The sequence below is a fragment of the Blautia sp. MCC283 genome (assembly GCF_018785565.1).
Taxonomy (GTDB): domain Bacteria; phylum Bacillota; class Clostridia; order Lachnospirales; family Lachnospiraceae; genus Blautia_A.
On record NZ_WQQB01000015.1, the window covers coordinates 23,250 to 40,259 of the forward strand.

Consider the following 17,010-nt stretch of genomic DNA (forward strand, 5'->3'; position numbering starts at 1 on the left):
GGAGATCTTTTTTGAATATTGCAGAATCCGCTTTGAGAAAGGGAGGAGATTTCTATGATGAATGCAATCGGAAATGTGATAAACCAGATCGACAGCCTGGTGTGGGGCTGGTGGATGATCGTTTTGCTTCTGGGCACCCATATTTTTATGACCATCCGTACCGGTGTGATCCAGCGAAAGATCGGTACTGCCATCCGCCTGTCTGTTACCAAGGATCCCGACGCAGAAGGTGAAGTCAGCCAGTTTGGTGCTCTGACCACAGCACTTGCTTCTACCATTGGAACCGGAAATATCATCGGTGTGGGAACCGCCATTGCTCTTGGCGGTCCCGGCGCAGTTCTCTGGTGCTGGCTTACCGGTGTTTTCGGAATCGCCACCAAATACAGCGAATCTCTCATTGCCGTAAAATACCGTGTCAAAACCAAAGACGGCCGTATGCAGGGTGGTGCCATGTATGCTCTGGAGCGTGGACTGAATATGCGCTGGCTTGGTCTGATCTTTGCATTCTTCGGCGGTTTTGCTTCCTTTGGAATCGGATGTGCCACACAGGTCAATGCCATTGCAACGGTATGCAATGAAAACCTCCATATCCCACCTGCAGTGATCGGTATCGCAGTTGCGGTTCTTACTGCTCTTGTTATTTTCGGTGGGATTAAATCCATTGCAACGGTATGTGAACGTCTTGTTCCGTTTATGGCATTTTTCTATGTGATCGGCTGCATCATCATCCTTGGGATCAATTTTGACTTTATTATCCCCGCTGTAAAAACCATCTGCAAGCTTGCATTTACACCAGGGGCTGCTGCCGGTGGTCTTGTAGGACGTGGTATCATGATGGCCATGCAGTATGGAATCGCAAGAGGACTTTTTTCCAATGAATCCGGTATGGGTTCTGCTCCTATCGCTGCCGCTGCTGCTCAGACAAGAAATCCGGTACGTCAGGCTCTTGTTTCCAGCACCGGTACCTTCTGGGATACCGTTGTAGTGTGTCTGATGACCGGTCTTGTTCTCGTTACCAGTATTATGAAAAATCCATCTATCGATATGGGAAATATCACAGATGGCGGTGTCCTTACCACCCTTGCTTTTCAGCAGATCCCAGGTTTGGGTCCCGTGATCCTGGTGGTAGGTATCATTTCCTTCGCATACTCTACCGTCCTTGGATGGGCATATTACGGGGAACGGTGTGTCGAGTATTTTTCCGGCAAAAAAGGCCTTATTCCATATCGTGTTCTGTACATTGCGGTAGCCGCCATTGCTCCTGTTATTTCTCTGAATCTGGTATGGACCGTAGCCGATATCCTGAATGCCCTGATGGCCATTCCGAACCTGATCGCAGTATTACTTCTTTCCAATGTGATCATAAAAGAGACCCAAAAATATATCAATGATCTGGATGCACGGGATGACACACCTGTAGAAGTGATCGATAAGTAAAAACACACAAATATGATTATTTTATATAACAAAATTACAGCTCCGACTGCTTCTGATATTACAAAGCAGTCGGAGCTGTTCATTTATGATCGGAACGCAATCGCAAAGCAATTACTTTCATAATAATACATCCTGCTCTTTCATCTCTTCAGACACTGCAAGATATTCTTTGCTGTTTTCCACAATCCCAAGTTTTTCTTCCCAGGTAAGATTACGTTTGATTCTGGCCGGACTTCCCATTACCAGAGAACCATCCGGGATTACTGTATTCTTGGTCACAAGGCTTCCGGCTCCTATGATGCAGTCGTTTCCAATCTTTGCACCATCCAGGATCACTGCCCCCATTCCGATCAGTGTCCGGTCTCCGATGGTACAGCCGTGGATTACTGCATTATGTCCTACAGTAACATTATTTCCGATATGGACCGGCATGTTATGGCTGACATGAATCGTACAGTTCTCCTGGATATTCGTCTCCTCTCCAATCACTACAGGAGCATCATCTCCACGGATCACTGCATAATACAGCACACAGCTGTCACGACCGATCGTCACATCACCCAGGATCACCGACTGTTTTGCGATCCTGGCACCTTCTGCAATTTTTACATTTTTATAATTCATATTAATCTCCAAACATTATCAAGGGGATATTCGCGATCCGCAGGATATTTCCCTGATTCAGCTAAACTTTTTTCAAACCACAGACTGTCTTCAGCCCATGTTATATCTGGTACGGATCACGATATCTGTATATTGGAATTCTTTCTCCGGCTTCTTACTGTCAAATAGTAGCTGAAAAAGAATGGTCACCGGGGAATGCCCCTGTACAGCGGCATCCTGGCCGATAAGGAAATTAATGGTACCCTCTTTCAGCCATTTCAGATTTTCTTCCAGAAAATCGTTGGCGATCACATGCATGGTTTTATCTTTTCCAAGTTTCTGCAGAGTCTGGCAGACACCTTTTACTCCATGGCCGGTAATATAAATACCGGTAAGGTCCGGATAAAGCTCCAGAAGCTCTTCCACGATCTTGGATGCCACCCACTCATCATCGTAAGAATACCGGATATCCACAACTTCAATTCCCGGAAAGCTCTCCTTGATCTCTGTTGTGAATCCCTTCTGTCTGCTGATCAGTCCAGGATTTGCAACCTGTCCGGAAATAATGGCAACCTGTCCGTTTCCTCCTGTCATCTCTCCCATCAGGCCCGCCGCCGTACGGCCGGCCTGAAACGTATCCTGTCCTACAAAACATAATCTTTTCGTATCTTCCAGATCCGCATTAAAGGTAACTACCGGAATTCCATACTCTTCCTGATACTGATTGATTCTGGCTTTCAGAAGCTGATCTTCCGACGGTGTCAGCGCAATTCCATTGAATCCATCTTCCCGGAGTTCTTCCATTGCAGCCATTACTTTTTCCGGTTCTACGCCATCAATCTCATAAATCTTTACCGTTCCGCCAAAACTCTCCACTTCTTCTTTTGCTTCCAGGACTCCCTTCAAAACCTGCTGCATAAAAGGAGTTGTCATATACTGAAGGATCACGCCGATGCGGATTTTTCGCTTCGCCATGGCAAGAGCACGACCTGCGCGGCTGGGCTGATACCCCATCTCCCTGGCAATCTTCTTGATCTTTTCCTCTACTTCCGGACGGATGCGGCCTCTGTTATTCAGGGCCCGGTCCACGGTTCCTCTGGAAACTCCTGCTGCTTCCGCAATCTGCTGTAACGTCACTGCCATATTTTACCCTCCAAAATATCTCCTGTACTTTCCGTGTTCACGTGCACATGTTTTTATTTCATTATACACATTTACGTGTTCTCAGGCAATCCCTGATTTGATTATTTTTATAATTTCCAGGCAAGTCCCCACCCACTGCTTATCTCTTTTCGCACTCCCACAAGAGACTTACTTGATTTTGTAAAAAAATGCTTCCGAAAATTTTTCCGGAAGCATTCTTATCATTCTAAAATAAATCCCTGCGTCAGTCCAAAAGCTCCTGTACCATCTCCGGGGTAAAGGTCACGGCTTTCACATGATCCACTTCGATCTGATACAGCGCATTGGCCGCGATATGCTCTGCCGCCTGCTCCAGATCACGGATTCCTGTAGTGTCCTCAAATTTCTTGATCACTGCATCCAGCGCCTCATCGGTTACAATACATTCTTCCGGCTTCAGGCTCATACGTTTCAGAACCTTCGGAAGTGCAAATCTGGAGAAGATGATCTTCTTTTCCTCCGGTGTGTAATCCGGAATGTCGATCACTGCAAAACGTGACATCAGAGGAGCACTGATCTGTGCCTTGTCATTGGCTGTGGCAATCGGATAGACACCAACGGTCGGAACCATACATTCCATATAGTTATCTGTGAAACCAAGGTTATCCAGAAGTGTCAGAAGCACATCTGCCGGATTTCCGTTGCCTTTCCCTGATGCAGCCTTGTCAAGCTCGTTGATGATAAATACCAAATTGGATTCTCCTGCCATGGAAAAAGCCTCCATGATGATTCCTGGCTTGGCATTTGCGTAGACACGGGAACTTCCGGTCAGCTGTTCCGGATCGTTAATGGAACTCATATCCAGAGTTGTCCACGGCATTTTCAGGATCCTTGCAACTGCATAGGCGATCTGAGATTTACCGGTACCTGCCGGTCCTACAAGAAGCAGTCCGTAAGCAGGAAGTGTATGGGTACGGTTGATCTGGATGATCGTTTCAATGATCCTCTGTTTTACACGTTCCATTCCATAAAGTTCCTCATCCAGGATACGACGTGCTTCCTTGGGATCAATAGACTCAAAATAATTATGTTTCCACTGAATGTTCATCATAATAGAAAGTGCTCTCTGAGCATGGCGTCTTTCCTCCTGGGAAACTTCATGGGAGCGGGCAACTGCCAGGTTTCTTCTCGCCCAGAGACGGATATTATCCGGCATAGTCTTTCCGGCACAGGTCATAAAGTCGGTGATACTCTGAATGCTGGTGAGCTTCATGTCATCACCGTCTTCTTCCTCCTCATCGTCCTCATTTACTTCTGCCGGCGCACTGCTTGCAAAGAGACGCTCGATCATGAACTGAAGAAATCCATCCTCTGCAGAAAGCTTGGTACCGCCGCCAAAAGCGATCTCACAGATCTTGTAAACGGCATATCCCTCTTCTGTATTCTGTCCGGAAAGACGGATGTTGATATGATTTTCTCCGAGCCATTTGATCAGGCTTGTAAAACGAGAATCGATCTTCAGGATATCTGCCGGAAAAACACCGTCCTCTTCCTTGAACTCAAATGCCGTCTGCTTTGCAGGGTTGGAAAAATATCCACAGGAATGATGCTTCCATTCTCTTTTGCTGTTATCCAGGATCAGCACTGGTTTCTCCGGTGTGGCTTTTGTCTCATTGGAACGAAATGTTGTATATGTGCACTGGCTCTTTGTCTTATTTTCGTCTGCCGGTGCTGCGCTGAAATCAAAAACTGGCATATTTTTTACTCCTCTTTCTCTGAAAAATATCTTTTGTAAAGCAGACTTCGCATCCTGTTCTGACGCATATTTCTGAGCATAGTCTCTTTACAGCCGTCTGCGTTCAGTGTATCACGGATTAAAGATCTCAACAACCGCTGATATGATTTTTTATACATTTTTTGCATAAAAATCAATGAAATATTCTTCTTATTGCATTCTGTCATCATCGTCAAACGGATATTCGCAATTCGCCTTTACCACATAACTCTACACCAAATAACTGTTTCGTCATTTTCCCATAAGTTGTTTAAACAATTTCACAGTTTACCGATTGACACTGTCTGTAAACTGTGTTATTGTGCAACTATGTCTACTTTTACTATTCTTTTACAAAAGCCGACACAGTTACAGTTCCTGTGGATTTTTAATTTCCGTGGTGCTGTGATCGTATATTTTTTGGAGGAGGAAATGAGAAATCAACTTTCGCAGCGGGATGACTTTTATCCACAGATCGTTAAGCTTGTCATCCCTATCATCATTCAGAACCTGCTCAGTGCAGCGGTCAATTCTGCTGACGTTATCATGCTGAACTTTGTAGGTCAGTCATCCATCTCCGCAGTTTCCCTGGCAGCTAATTATTCCAATGTCCTGTTCATGGTATACTACGGTCTTGGTACAGGTGCTACCCTGCTTTGTGCCCAGTATTACGGAAAAGGGGATTACAAAGCCATTCAGATCATTGAGGGAATTGCACTTCGTTTTTCCATGATCATCTCTATTCTTGTGGCTCTGGTTGCGTTTACCATGCCGCAGATGATGATGAAACTGTTCACCAATGACCCGGAACTTCTGGCCATAGGTTCTTCTTATATCCGCATTATGGGTATCACCTATATCTGCTGGGGTATGACGGAGGTTTATCTGGCTGTCCTTCGAAGTATCGGGCGGGTGACTGTCAGCATGGCCATGAATATGCTGGCTTTCGGGCTGAATATCCTTTTGAACGCAACATTTATCTTCGGCCTTTTCGGAGCTCCAAAACTTGGAGCCACTGGTGTTGCCATTGCTACCGCGCTTTCCAGAACCGTGGAGCTGATCGCATGTTTTATCGTTTCCGCCTTCAGTAAAAATGTACGGCTGGATCTTCGGTATATGTTTATTAAAAATAAGCTGCTGTTCAGCGATTTTGTACGGCTTTCCCTGCCGGCTCTTGGCAATGATATTTCCTGGAGTGTTGGTTTTTCCATGTATTCGGTGATCCTCGGGCATCTTGGCACAGATGCAGTTGCTGCCAATTCTCTGGTTGTGGTTGTCCGTAATATTGGTACAGTTTTCTGTTTTGGTATTGCAAGCGCAGGTGGTATCCTTCTTGGAAATGTGATGGGCCAGGGAGATCTGGAGCGTTCCAAGCATTATGCTTCCAAAACTTTGAAACTTACAGTGATCGCCGGTGCTTTTGGCGGCCTGATCGTTCTTGCTATTACGCCTTTTATCATGAAGTTTGCTTCCCTGACTCCTACGGCTATGCATTATCTGAAGTATATGCTTCTGATCAACTGTTATTACATTATGGGAACTGCAGTAAATACAACCCTGATTGCCGGTGTATTCCGTGCAGGCGGTGATACGAAGTTTGGCCTGATCTGTGATACCATTGATATGTGGGTATATGCAGTACCACTTGGATTCTTCGCCGCATTTGTACTGAAGCTACCGGTTATGTGGGTGTATTTTCTGCTCTGTACGGATGAATTTGTGAAGTGGCCTTGGGTTATTAAGAGGTATCTTAGTGGAAAATGGGCTAAGAATATTACCCGTGAGGATATATTTGAGAATAATAAATAGAATATTGGGTGGATGTGGAGTATTGACTTTTACTGACAAACGGACGCAGGAGAGCGCAGATCAAGCTGCGCTCTCCTGCTGTGTTTTCATTGGGTGAAATTTCCAGTCAATTCAACAGGACAGAACGTTCACGTTCGTCTCCGTCCCTTCCGGTTTGAAATGCCAGCCTGGGAGACAGTATCTGTCTCCCGGGCGTCCGTTCAGCACCAACACCTTCCGCCCGACTCCCTCCCCGGTACACCAGACCGAAGCCGCAAACTACACCTGCAATCTTCTTATCACACACTCTGTCAAACGTCCAACACTCTCCTGCACCTCCCGGATCTCCTCCGCCGAAATCCCATCTTTATGAAATCCCCCGGTACAAATAACTCTCCTGTTCAATTCTCCGGAAACTTTCTCCGCCATCCATCTGCAGATCACCTCATCCTTATGCCCCGGAAAATTCAAAACCGAAGAAGTCGCACTCACCGAACCATCCCCTGACAGAGACACCCTCGGTTCCGTCTGCACCACACACCCCAGATGCGGTCGCTCCCCGCCCTGCAGGCAAAGAAGCACATCCTCACCGATCAATGCAGCACTGACCTCCAACTGACATCCCGCAGCCACCATACATTCCGTCACAATCCATTCCATCTACGATACTCCTTCGCTTCAATCCCAAACGGCTCCAGAAGCTTCGCCGCAATATGATATACCATATCATCAATACTTTCCGGCTTATGATAAAACGTCATCATCGGCGGAATGATCCGCACCCCCGGGAGCATGGAAAGCTCATAAAGATTCCGGAGATGGATCCCGCTTAACGGCGTTTCCCTGGCAGCCAGCACCAGCGTTCTCTGCTCCTTGATCGTCACATCTGCCGCACGCAGGATCAGATTATCCGCATAGCCGCTGTGGATACCCGCAATCGTCTTCATGCTGCAGGGTACGATCAGCATTCCCTCTGTTTTAAAAGAACCACTGGCCGGTTTTGCCCCGATTTCCTCCGGTGCACATACATGATCAGCCAGTCGTTTCACATCATTCACTTCCAGTTCCGTCTCCTGCCGAAGAGTCAGTTCTGCACTGGAACTCATGATCAGATAAGACTCAAAATCCGGATCCTCCCGGATAATCTCCAGACATTTTACAAGGAGCGGCAGGCCACTTGCACCTGTCGCACCGACTACAATTCTCTTTTTCATTTTTTCAGCCATTTCTCCGGATCCAGTTCCATAAAACGCGCTCTGTGGAAATGATCTTTCAGATCATAAGGTACCGTACAGTCAAAAATCGTTTTGCATGCAATTCCATGATCCCGGATACTTGGAGAAAATGCCGGATCATTGGACGGATCCAGCGGATGGCATCGAACACCCGGAATGGTGATCACATCCACATCCCCCTGGAACCTTGTGTTCATTGCCCAGAGAACATCATTCATGTCAAAGCAGTCCACATCTTCATCTACGAGGAATACATTTTTCAGCTCACTGAACGCGGAAAAGGCAAGAAGTGCAGCCTGACGCTGTCTGCCCTCATCACTTGGAGAAAGTTTCTTAAACTGAAGAACAGCCATATATTTTCCACCGCCGGCACTGCTGCAGTATACATTCTGAAGTCTTCCCGGCATCGCCTTCTCCACCATTCCATAGATACTGGCCTCTGTAGGAATTCCTGCCATGGAAACATGTTCTTCACTTGGTCCGATACAGGTCTGCATGATCGGTTTCTCCCGATGCGTTACCGCAGTTACCTTGATCAGCCAGCACTGGTCACTTGCAGGACCAGTATATCCCGGAAACTCCGGCATCGCATAGCCGGTATTGCTGTTCTGATCTTCCTTTACACGTACTCCAGGGATCACTTCTCCCTCGATCACATATTCCGCATTTGCAATAGCACGCTCATTTACCGTCACACATTTACAAAGCTCCACCGGTTCTCCACGCAAAGCCCCTGCCACAGAAAGCTCATCATATCCCAGCGGTGTTGTAGGCGGCTCAAAGCAGGAACCGATCTCAATGGCGGGATCAACTCCGATACTGATAGAGATCGGAAGCTTCTGTCCCAGTTCCTCAGCACGCTCCGCCATTGCTCCGATATGTCTGGCCCCAGGTGTAAAGAAAATCGAAAGCTCATCTTTTCCCTGAATACAGAGACGGTGAATCGTCACATCATGTACACCAGTATCCGGATGTGTGGCATAACACATACCAAGTGTAATGTACGGTCCAGCATCATCCGGTGTATTGGTCGGTGCCGGAACCAGCTTGTACAGATCAAAATCCGGATCTGTTGCTTTATGGATCACCTGCTGACACGGTACATCCCCTTCAAAATCTATCGGTGGAACAGGATTCTCCACACTTTTACAAAGCATCTTTCCAAGATTTTCCAGCTGGGTATCAAGTAAAGCAGCAACTCTTTTCCTGCTTGCGAGAAGACCGATGGCTACTTTTGCATCCGGATGTCCTTTCACATGATTAAAGATCATGGCCGGTCCCTCTTTTGTAGGACGCTTTACTGTTCCACCGGCTCCTACATAACGGTATACACCTGCAAGCTCTGCCATCGGATCTACTTCCACATCTGTCTCGATCAGCTGATCCGGCATCCGTTCCAGAAGTGCCAGGGCACTTCTTAAATCTCTTACTTTCTCTGCCATAAAAACCTCCTGCATTCTCTTTATTTCCTGATGTTATTTTATCTCTTTTTCACGTGGTCAATCAATTCTTTCTATGGTATAATTGTTTCCAATATGGAATGATTCGGTTAAAAATCAATATCCTATGAAAGGCAGGTGTTATCATGACTCTCGAACAGATCGACTATTTTATCTGCACGGTCCAGTCCCGGACTTTTTTTGATGCAGCGGAAACCATGCATATCTCCCAGTCCTCTCTTTCCAAACAGATCATGAAACTGGAAAAAGAACTGGACCTCACCTTATGGGATCGTAGTAAACGGACTGCTGTGCTTACTCCTGCAGGGGAATTTTTTTATAAAGAAGCACTTAAGATTTCCAGACAGTATCATCGTTCCATGGAATCAGTGTCCCATTTTAAGGACTGTGAATCCCAGACCCTTCATATCGGAACCCTTCCTTTTCTCTCCCAGTACCATCTCACTTCTGTGATCCACAGTTTCTGTGCCGCACATCCGGAGCTTTCTTTCTCTCTGAAGGAGGTGGAAGATCAGGATCTTCTCTCCGGCCTCGAAAAAAATCTTTTCGATCTGATTTTTGTACGGAAGCACATGCTGGATCTGAAACTTTATACTTTTCACGTTCTCACAGAAGACCGGTTGGTTGCCGTACTTCCCAAAAATCATCCTTCTGCGTCCAAAAAAACGGTCTCTCTTACTGAACTGAAAAGGGAAATTTTTATCCTGATGCCCCCACACACTTCCATTTACCGTTTCTGCATGCAAAGTTTTCATGATGCAGGGATCCATCCTCAGATCCTGCGTACTGCCCGTGCAGAATCCATCGTCAGCGCAGTGGAAATTGGTGAAGGAATCAGTCTTCTTACAGAAAGCAGCTTTCAGCTTTTCCGTCAGCCTTCTCTTGCTGCAGTCCCGATTAACGGACTGGAAAAATTATCCGTTGGAGTTGCCCATAAAAAAAATATGGCTCTCACATCTTCCGCAGAATGTTTTCTGCAGTATGTGAAAAGCCATATATAAAATATTTTTTCTATAATCCAAGCATCATTCCCACACCATGTACAACAAATGCAACGATCCATGCAGTGGCACACTGCATCAGTGCAATACCTGCTGCGGCCCTTACGGTTCCCATCTCTCTCCGCACAGTTGCAATAGCTGCAACACAAGGTGTATAGAGCAAAGTAAAGATCAAAAATACATAAGCAGTAAACGGAGTAAACAAAGTCTGAAGCAATGCCGTCTTTCCGCCCAGAAGAACTGTCAGCGTTGACACAACACTCTCTTTTGCCATAAAGCCGGTAATCAATGCTGTGGATACTCTCCAGTCACCAAAGCCCAGTGGGGCAAAAAGTGGTGCCACAATACTTCCGATCTTTGCCAGAAGGCTCTGATCTGCACTGGAAACCAGATGCAGGCCTGCATCAAAGTTCTGCAGGAACCATACGATCAGCGTTGCCGCAAAAATAATGGTAAATGCTTTCTGAATGAAACCCTTTGCTTTCTCCCAGATCAGCTGTCCCACGCTTTTTGCAGAGGGAAGACGATAGTTTGGGAGCTCCATGACAAATGGTACCGGCTCACCTTTATATTTGGTTTTCTTCAGGATCAGCGCATACAGAATACCACAAAGGATACCTGCAAAATAAAGACTGATCATCACAACGCCTCTCCACTGTTTCGGGAAAAAAGCACTGGTAAGAAGTCCGTAAATTGGAAGCTTGGCACTGCAGCTCATAAAAGGAGTCAGCAAAATCGTCATCTTCCGGTCACGTTCACTGGACAGTGTTCTTGTTGCCATAATAGCAGGTACGGAACATCCAAATCCGATCAGCATCGGCACAAAACTTCTTCCGGAAAGTCCGATCTTTCGAAGAAGTTTGTCCATAACAAAAGCCACCCTGGCCATATATCCGGTATCTTCCAGAATTGACAGGAAGAAAAACAAAGTAACAATGGTGGGAAGAAATCCAATTACACTTCCGATACCACTTAAAATTCCATCTACAACCAGGGACTGCAGTACTGAGCTGACACCTGCTGCTGCCAGTCCCTTGCCGATAAGAGCAATTACCCAGTCCACAGCCATGGTCATTCCATCCGAAAGCCAGGCTCCCAGATAATTAAACGTCATCACAAATACAAAAGCCATAATTCCCACGAAACAGGGAATCGCTGTATATTTTCCGGTGAGGATACGATCTATGGCTACACTTCGTTTATGTTCCCGGCTTTCTGCCGGTTTTACCACAGTTTTTTCACAGAGCTTTTCAATAAAATCAAAGCGCATGTTCGCAAGCGCTGCCTCACGGTCCAGGCCCCCATCTTTTTCCATGACATGTACCAGCTCACCAAGGACCTTTTTTTCCCCTTCAGGCAAAGCCAGACGTTCTTCGATGAGCGGATCTTTCTCCACGATCTTTGTAGCTGCAAAACGCACAGGGAGTCCTGCTTTTTTTGCATAGGGTTCGATCAGATGAACGGTTGCATGGATACATCTGTGAAGCGCACCTACCGGATCCTTCGGTGACTGATTGTCCGTACAGAAATCAATTCTTCCCGGTGCTTCTCTATATCTTGCAACATGAATCGCATGATCGATCAGCTCATCGATTCCCTCATTCTTTACTGCTGAGATTGGAACAACCGGTATACCCAGGATCTCCTCCAACTCATTGATCCGGACAGAGCCTCCATTTGCCCTTACCTCATCCATCATATTTAACGCCAGCACCATTGGAATTCCGAGTTCCATCAGCTGCATGGTAAGATAAAGATTTCTTTCAATATTGGAAGCATCTACTATATTAATGATTCCTGTAGGTTTCTCATTCAGCAGAAAATCCCTTGTTACGATCTCCTCGCTGGAATACGGAGAAAGTGAATAAATTCCGGGAAGATCCGTCACTGTCGCCTCCGGATGTCTCCGGATACTGCCTTCTTTCTTGTCAACAGTTACACCTGGAAAGTTTCCAACATGCTGATTGGAACCAGTCAGCTGATTAAAAAGTGTTGTCTTTCCACAGTTCTGATTACCTGCCAGGGCAAACGTGATCGGTTCTCCCTTGGGGATCGTGTCCCCAATCCGGTTCTTACGGTAATCACGGGCCTTTCCAAGCTCTCCAACGCCAGGATGGGCAATTGGCTGATGCCGTTCGCTCTCTTTCTTCGTTTCTGTCATCGATTCGATCCCAACGATCTCAATCTTTGCAGCTTCTGCCAGCCGCAATGTCAGCTCATATCCACGCAGCACAAGCTGTACCGGATCTCCCATAGGAGCGGTTTTACGAAGGGACACCTCTGTCCCTGGTGTAAGCCCCATGTCCAGAAGATGATGTCTCAGCTCCCCCTCGCCACGAACACTGATAATTCTGCCACATTCTCCAGTCTTTAATTTGTCCAGTGTCATATCGTCACCTCATCATAAGTACAATTTATATGGTAATACAGCTGTCTGTATTATCCACTGGTATAAATGTAACACACTTCAAGTTGTTTGACAATAACTGATTAATCTGATAAGTTTTATATAAATAACATTAATTTATGAGTTATTTATCATTAACATTTTTATTTTTTCTCATTTTAATTTAATTTAAATTTAACAGACAAGAAACTGTATCTTTTCAGCAAACATCTTCTAACATATTCTCCTCACTAAAAAAGCACAAACGACATATTACCTGTCGTCTGTGCTCTCTTATTACTTTGAATTTGTTTCAAAAAATTCTTACTCACCAATCAGCCAGTTATACATCTCTTCATACTGACGTGCGGAATTATTCCAGGAGAAATCTGCTGCCATTGCACGATCTACCAGTTTATTCCATTCACGCTTCTTATCATAATATACACTCTCTGCATAACGGATCGTAGCAAGCATTTCATGTGCATTGTAATTCACGAAGGAAAATCCTGTTCCTGTTCCCTCGAATTCATTGTATGGAATAACCGTATCCTTCAGACCGCCGGTTTCTCTGACGATCGGAAGAGTTCCATAACGAAGGCTCATCAGCTGACTTAAGCCACATGGCTCAAACAGTGACGGCATCAGGAATGCGTCAGATGCTGCATAAATTCTGTGAGACATTGCCTCATCATAGTAAATCTGTGCAGATACCTTGCCGTGATATTTCCAGTCAAAGTGACGGAACATATTCTCATAGCGTTCTTCACCGGTACCGAGGGCAACGATCTGAACCGCATCCTGGCAAAGCTCATCCATGATGTAAGCGATCAGATCGAATCCTTTCTGATCTGTCAGGCGGGATACGATACCGATCATCATGGCCTTTGGATCCTGCTCAAGTCCGAGATCTTTCTGAAGCTGGATCTTATTCTTGATCTTTTCCTTGCGGAAATTCTTCGCATTGTAGTTTCTGGTGATGTTTGGATCTGTCTCCGGATTGAATTCATTGTAATCAATACCATTTACAATACCTCGCAGGCTGTTGGCCCTTGCATTGAGAAGACCATCCAGCTTTTCACCGTAGAATGGTGTTTTGATCTCCTCTGCGTAAGTATTACTTACTGTGGTGATCGCATCTGCAAATACTATACCGCCCTTCAGGAAGTTGGCATCCTTATACGCCTCCAGTTTATCCGGTGCAAAATAGTAATCAGAAAGCCCTGTAATATCCTTAACAGTCTTAACATCCCATACACCCTGGAATTTCAGGTTATGTATTGTCATAACAGTCTTGATTCCACGGAAGAATTCATTCTGCTGGAAAGAATCATGAAGGTAAACCGGAACAAGTCCTGTCTGCCAGTCATGACAGTGAATGATATCCGGTCTGAATCCGATCACCGGAAGAACTGATAACACAGCTTTGGAAAAGAAAGCAAATTTCTCAAGATCCCACGGTGCGCTGTCATATGGTTTCGGACCGCTGAAATAATATTCATTGTCAATGAAGTAGAACTGGATCCCATCATACTGCATCTGCATGATTCCCACATAGCAGTTCTTGAATCCAAGATCCATATAAAAATGGGTCACATACTCCATTTTATCTTTCCATTCCTGTTTCATGCAGGCATATTTCGGTAAGATCACGCGGATATCAAAATATTTTTTGTCAAAGCACTTAGGCAGTGAGCCGGCAACATCAGCAAGTCCTCCTGTTTTGATAAAAGGTACTGCTTCTGATGTAGCAAACAGAATTTTTTTCATCTGTATTCCCCTCCCTGGGTACACCCGTTTTTATTTATGATTATACTCCAAAATTCCTCTAATTTAAAGACCGATTTTTATATTCCAGTCTGATTTTATCGGCAATCAGTGCTATGAATTCTGAATTCGTGGGTTTCCCTTTTCCGGTGCTTACGGTATATCCAAACAATTCATCGATGGTATCCATCTTTCCGCGGCTCCATGCCACCTCGATCGCATGGCGTATCGCCCGCTCCACCCTGCTTGGCGTTGTCTGATGGCGTTTCGCAATGGTTGGATATAAAACTTTGGTGATGGAATTGAGCATTTCCATGTCATTGACAGACAGGATGATCGCATCCCTTAAATATTGATATCCCTTGATATGTGCCGGAACTCCGATCTCATGAATGATATTCGTCACATCGGTTTCCAGATTCCTCTCCGGCTGAGGTTTTTTGGTTTCTGTGATACCTGGCCTTGGAATCTCCCGCACTCTTCTTTCCCCGATTTTCCGGATATGTTTGATCCGGTTTAAAAGTGTGGTGTTGTCAAAAGGCTTCAACACATAGTAGTCTGCTCCAAGACTGAATGCATCCTCTGTAATCCTTTCCTGTCCAACTGCGGATAATACGATAAACACTGGAACTTTTTTGACATTTGCGTCATGGGAAAATTTCTCCATAACGGAAAGGCCGTCCATCTTCGGCATAATGATGTCGAGAATCACAACATCCGGCTCCTTATCTTTGATTATGTTACAGATTTCTTCTCCGTTGTGTGCTTTTCCGACCAGTTCAAGGTCTTTATCTTCTTCGATCATCTGACCGAGCATGTCTGTCATTTTCGCGTTATCATCAGCAATTGCAACATTTAATTTGTCCATGAGGACCCTCCTAACTTCTCTCTCCTTGGGTTTCCAGACATACCCCCTGTCACCACGGCAGTAACCGACACTGTTAGCTGCCTGCGCTTTCCCCTTGCTGGCGACAAAATTATTATAGTGGAAATCCTATGGTAAAATCAAGATAAAAGTAGTTATTTTACCTCACTTTCGTACGATATTTTTCGACATTTTTTCTCTTTTATATCACAAAATTCACTAAAATACTGACGTTTCCTTCTGTATCCGGCATTTTTTTCCATATAAAAAAGAGGCACTTTTCCTGGATTTTTCCGTGTTTTTCTGTGCCTCTTTCCAAAGTTTCCGATTATGCATTACCTGTCATATTTTCTATAAAAATCCCATACCCTCCGGTAGAATCCTGCACAAATACATGAGTCACGGCACCAAAGAGTTTTCCATTCTGGAGCACCGGGCTTCCGGACATTCCCTGAACGATCCCGCCGGTTTTTTCCAGGAGTTCTTTGTCTGTGATCCGGATCACGAAGCTTTTGTTGGAGTCCTCATGGTTCATATCGATCCTGGTGATCTCTGCGGCATATTCTTTTACTTCGCCATCTGTACAGCAGAGAATGGACGCAGGTCCGGTTTTCAGATCCTGTTTGTAGCCTATGGGGATTTTTTTCAGATCCAGATTTTTCATCCGCCAGGCATCCATGATCCCAAAAATGCCATTTTTACTGTTTTCCGAAATTTCTCCCAGGATATTATCGGCGTCGTATCGGATCAGCCCGGAAAGTTCTCCCGGATTTCCTTTTTCTCCTTTCCGGATTCCCAGAATCTGGGCATCATAAAGATTTCCGTCTGCAATACTTAAAAGTTCACCTGTGTCCACATCGCTGATCCCATGACCAAGTGCGCCGAATCTTCCATCTTCATCCACATAGGTTAACGTTCCGATTCCCTGTGTATCATCCCGCACCCAGATTCCCAGTTTGTATTTGCCTTCTTTATCTTTTACCGGAGTCAGAGACAGAGGAATCGTCTCTTTTCCCCTGCGGACTTTCAACATCACAGAATCTCCGTCAAGAGCAGCCAGATCCTCCATAAGATCCTGCTTGCACTGGATCCTGTTCTGATCAAAAGCCACAATATAATCTCCCGGCTTTACAATGTCCCGGGCAGGTTCTTCCGTCTCACCACTTTCTGAGAGGATCTCACCTGTGTCAATGATCAGGACACCTTTGGTCTGCATATAGATGCCCACTGCGTCTCCGCTTACGTATACTCCTTTTGCAGTTGTATGTTTTACTTTCACATCCTTAAAAGGAATCACTCCAAAAACTCTGCAGTGCAAAGTATAGCTGTCTTTCCCCGAGACTGTAATGGCATCATCAAAACTGACAAAAGGGCGCTCAAGAAGGCCTGCCACCTCCCGGCTGTTCTCATGATCTACCAGGATCTGATCCGGAATCTTCCGATCCAGAAGCCGATAGCCCAGCCATCCCATCAGCATCAGATCCAGAGCAAGAAATGCCAGGATCAGATAGCGGTACTTCCTTTTTCTGTTCATCATACGTCACATCCTTTGTATTTTTTTAACAAGGGGCT

Annotated in this window: 13 protein-coding genes; 3 read left to right on the top strand and 10 right to left on the bottom strand. The window is 45.5% G+C overall.

Annotated features, from left to right (window positions below; all coding sequences use genetic code 11):
- Window positions 1-57: 57 nt before the first annotated feature.
- Window positions 58-1,437, top strand: coding sequence for an alanine/glycine:cation symporter family protein (locus GPK81_RS04355; RefSeq protein ID WP_442860742.1), 1,380 nt, complete (start codon window positions 58-60; stop codon window positions 1,435-1,437).
- Between the two features lie 117 nt (window positions 1,438-1,554).
- On the opposite strand, the gene GPK81_RS04360 is transcribed toward GPK81_RS04355, so the two are convergent.
- The 3 genes from GPK81_RS04360 to GPK81_RS04370 all read right to left on the bottom strand — a co-directional run bounded on the left by GPK81_RS04360 (window position 1,555) and on the right by GPK81_RS04370 (window position 4,918).
- Window positions 1,555-2,061 (bottom strand): gamma carbonic anhydrase family protein, encoded by a 507-nt coding sequence (locus GPK81_RS04360; protein ID WP_021976849.1) that lies wholly within the window; start codon window positions 2,059-2,061, stop codon window positions 1,555-1,557.
- A 90-nt stretch (window positions 2,062-2,151) separates the two neighbouring features.
- A complete protein-coding gene (locus tag GPK81_RS04365) occupies window positions 2,152-3,183 on the bottom strand; it encodes a LacI family DNA-binding transcriptional regulator (protein WP_118169890.1) in 1,032 nt (343 codons plus the stop codon).
- Between the two features lie 244 nt (window positions 3,184-3,427).
- The gene (locus tag GPK81_RS04370; RefSeq protein ID WP_215706611.1) at window positions 3,428-4,918 is read right to left on the bottom strand and encodes an AAA family ATPase; all 1,491 of its coding nucleotides are present in this window, start codon (window positions 4,916-4,918) and stop codon (window positions 3,428-3,430) included.
- A 450-nt stretch (window positions 4,919-5,368) separates the two neighbouring features.
- On the opposite strand from GPK81_RS04370, the gene GPK81_RS04375 reads away from it, so the two are divergent.
- A complete protein-coding gene (locus GPK81_RS04375; RefSeq protein ID WP_021976846.1) occupies window positions 5,369-6,745 on the top strand; it encodes an MATE family efflux transporter in 1,377 nt (458 codons plus the stop codon).
- Window positions 6,746-7,003: 258 nt separating this feature from the next.
- Here the strand turns inward: GPK81_RS04375 and GPK81_RS04380 are convergent, their stop codons facing one another.
- From GPK81_RS04380 to GPK81_RS04390, 3 genes are read right to left on the bottom strand one after another with little or no spacing between them, the layout of a single operon-like run.
- Window positions 7,004-7,384 carry a prenylated flavin chaperone LpdD gene (locus GPK81_RS04380; RefSeq protein WP_021976845.1) on the bottom strand — a complete coding sequence of 127 codons (381 nt, stop codon included), beginning with the start codon at window positions 7,382-7,384 and terminating at the stop codon, window positions 7,004-7,006.
- Window positions 7,369-7,938 carry a UbiX family flavin prenyltransferase gene (locus GPK81_RS04385; RefSeq protein ID WP_174087621.1) on the bottom strand — a complete coding sequence of 190 codons (570 nt, stop codon included), beginning with the start codon at window positions 7,936-7,938 and terminating at the stop codon, window positions 7,369-7,371. The genes GPK81_RS04380 and GPK81_RS04385 overlap by 16 nt, the downstream gene beginning before the upstream one ends.
- Complete coding sequence (locus GPK81_RS04390) at window positions 7,935-9,401, bottom strand: UbiD family decarboxylase (RefSeq protein ID WP_021976843.1); 1,467 nt, start codon at window positions 9,399-9,401, stop codon at window positions 7,935-7,937. Before GPK81_RS04390 ends, GPK81_RS04385 begins: the two co-directional genes overlap by 4 nt.
- Before the next feature lie 143 nt (window positions 9,402-9,544).
- Between GPK81_RS04390 and GPK81_RS04395 the strand changes: the two genes are divergently transcribed.
- The gene (locus GPK81_RS04395; protein WP_021976842.1) at window positions 9,545-10,420 is read left to right on the top strand and encodes a LysR family transcriptional regulator; all 876 of its coding nucleotides are present in this window, start codon (window positions 9,545-9,547) and stop codon (window positions 10,418-10,420) included.
- A gap of 10 nt (window positions 10,421-10,430) precedes the next feature.
- Here GPK81_RS04395 and feoB read toward each other — a convergent pair whose 3' ends face one another.
- From feoB to spoIVB, 4 genes are all read right to left on the bottom strand, one after another.
- A complete protein-coding gene (feoB, locus tag GPK81_RS04400) occupies window positions 10,431-12,809 on the bottom strand; it encodes a ferrous iron transport protein B (protein ID WP_021976841.1) in 2,379 nt (792 codons plus the stop codon).
- 321 nt (window positions 12,810-13,130) lie between these two features.
- Window positions 13,131-14,576, bottom strand: a complete 1,446-nt coding sequence (gene glgA / locus GPK81_RS04405) for a glycogen synthase GlgA (RefSeq protein WP_118169895.1) — start codon at window positions 14,574-14,576, stop codon at window positions 13,131-13,133.
- Between the two features lie 58 nt (window positions 14,577-14,634).
- A complete protein-coding gene (spo0A, locus tag GPK81_RS04410) occupies window positions 14,635-15,441 on the bottom strand; it encodes a sporulation transcription factor Spo0A (RefSeq protein WP_118063038.1) in 807 nt (268 codons plus the stop codon).
- 325 nt (window positions 15,442-15,766) lie between these two features.
- On the bottom strand, window positions 15,767-16,975 hold the full coding sequence (spoIVB, locus tag GPK81_RS04415) for a SpoIVB peptidase (protein ID WP_252196599.1): 1,209 nt from the start codon (window positions 16,973-16,975) through the stop codon (window positions 15,767-15,769).
- Between the last annotated feature and the right edge of the window lie 35 nt (window positions 16,976-17,010).

Coding starts and splice junctions, on each gene's coding strand:
- GPK81_RS04355 (WP_442860742.1), top strand. CDS start 58: ATGAATGCAATCGGAAATGTGATAAACCAGATCGACAGCCTGGTGTGG.
- GPK81_RS04360 (WP_021976849.1), bottom strand. CDS start 2,061: ATGAATTATAAAAATGTAAAAATTGCAGAAGGTGCCAGGATCGCAAAA.
- GPK81_RS04365 (WP_118169890.1), bottom strand. CDS start 3,183: ATGGCAGTGACGTTACAGCAGATTGCGGAAGCAGCAGGAGTTTCCAGA.
- GPK81_RS04370 (WP_215706611.1), bottom strand. CDS start 4,918: ATGCCAGTTTTTGATTTCAGCGCAGCACCGGCAGACGAAAATAAGACA.
- GPK81_RS04375 (WP_021976846.1), top strand. CDS start 5,369: ATGAGAAATCAACTTTCGCAGCGGGATGACTTTTATCCACAGATCGTT.
- GPK81_RS04380 (WP_021976845.1), bottom strand. CDS start 7,384: ATGGAATGGATTGTGACGGAATGTATGGTGGCTGCGGGATGTCAGTTG.
- GPK81_RS04385 (WP_174087621.1), bottom strand. CDS start 7,938: ATGAAAAAGAGAATTGTAGTCGGTGCGACAGGTGCAAGTGGCCTGCCG.
- GPK81_RS04390 (WP_021976843.1), bottom strand. CDS start 9,401: ATGGCAGAGAAAGTAAGAGATTTAAGAAGTGCCCTGGCACTTCTGGAA.
- GPK81_RS04395 (WP_021976842.1), top strand. CDS start 9,545: ATGACTCTCGAACAGATCGACTATTTTATCTGCACGGTCCAGTCCCGG.
- feoB (WP_021976841.1), bottom strand. CDS start 12,809: ATGACACTGGACAAATTAAAGACTGGAGAATGTGGCAGAATTATCAGT.
- glgA (WP_118169895.1), bottom strand. CDS start 14,576: ATGAAAAAAATTCTGTTTGCTACATCAGAAGCAGTACCTTTTATCAAA.
- spo0A (WP_118063038.1), bottom strand. CDS start 15,441: ATGGACAAATTAAATGTTGCAATTGCTGATGATAACGCGAAAATGACA.
- spoIVB (WP_252196599.1), bottom strand. CDS start 16,975: ATGATGAACAGAAAAAGGAAGTACCGCTATCTGATCCTGGCATTTCTT.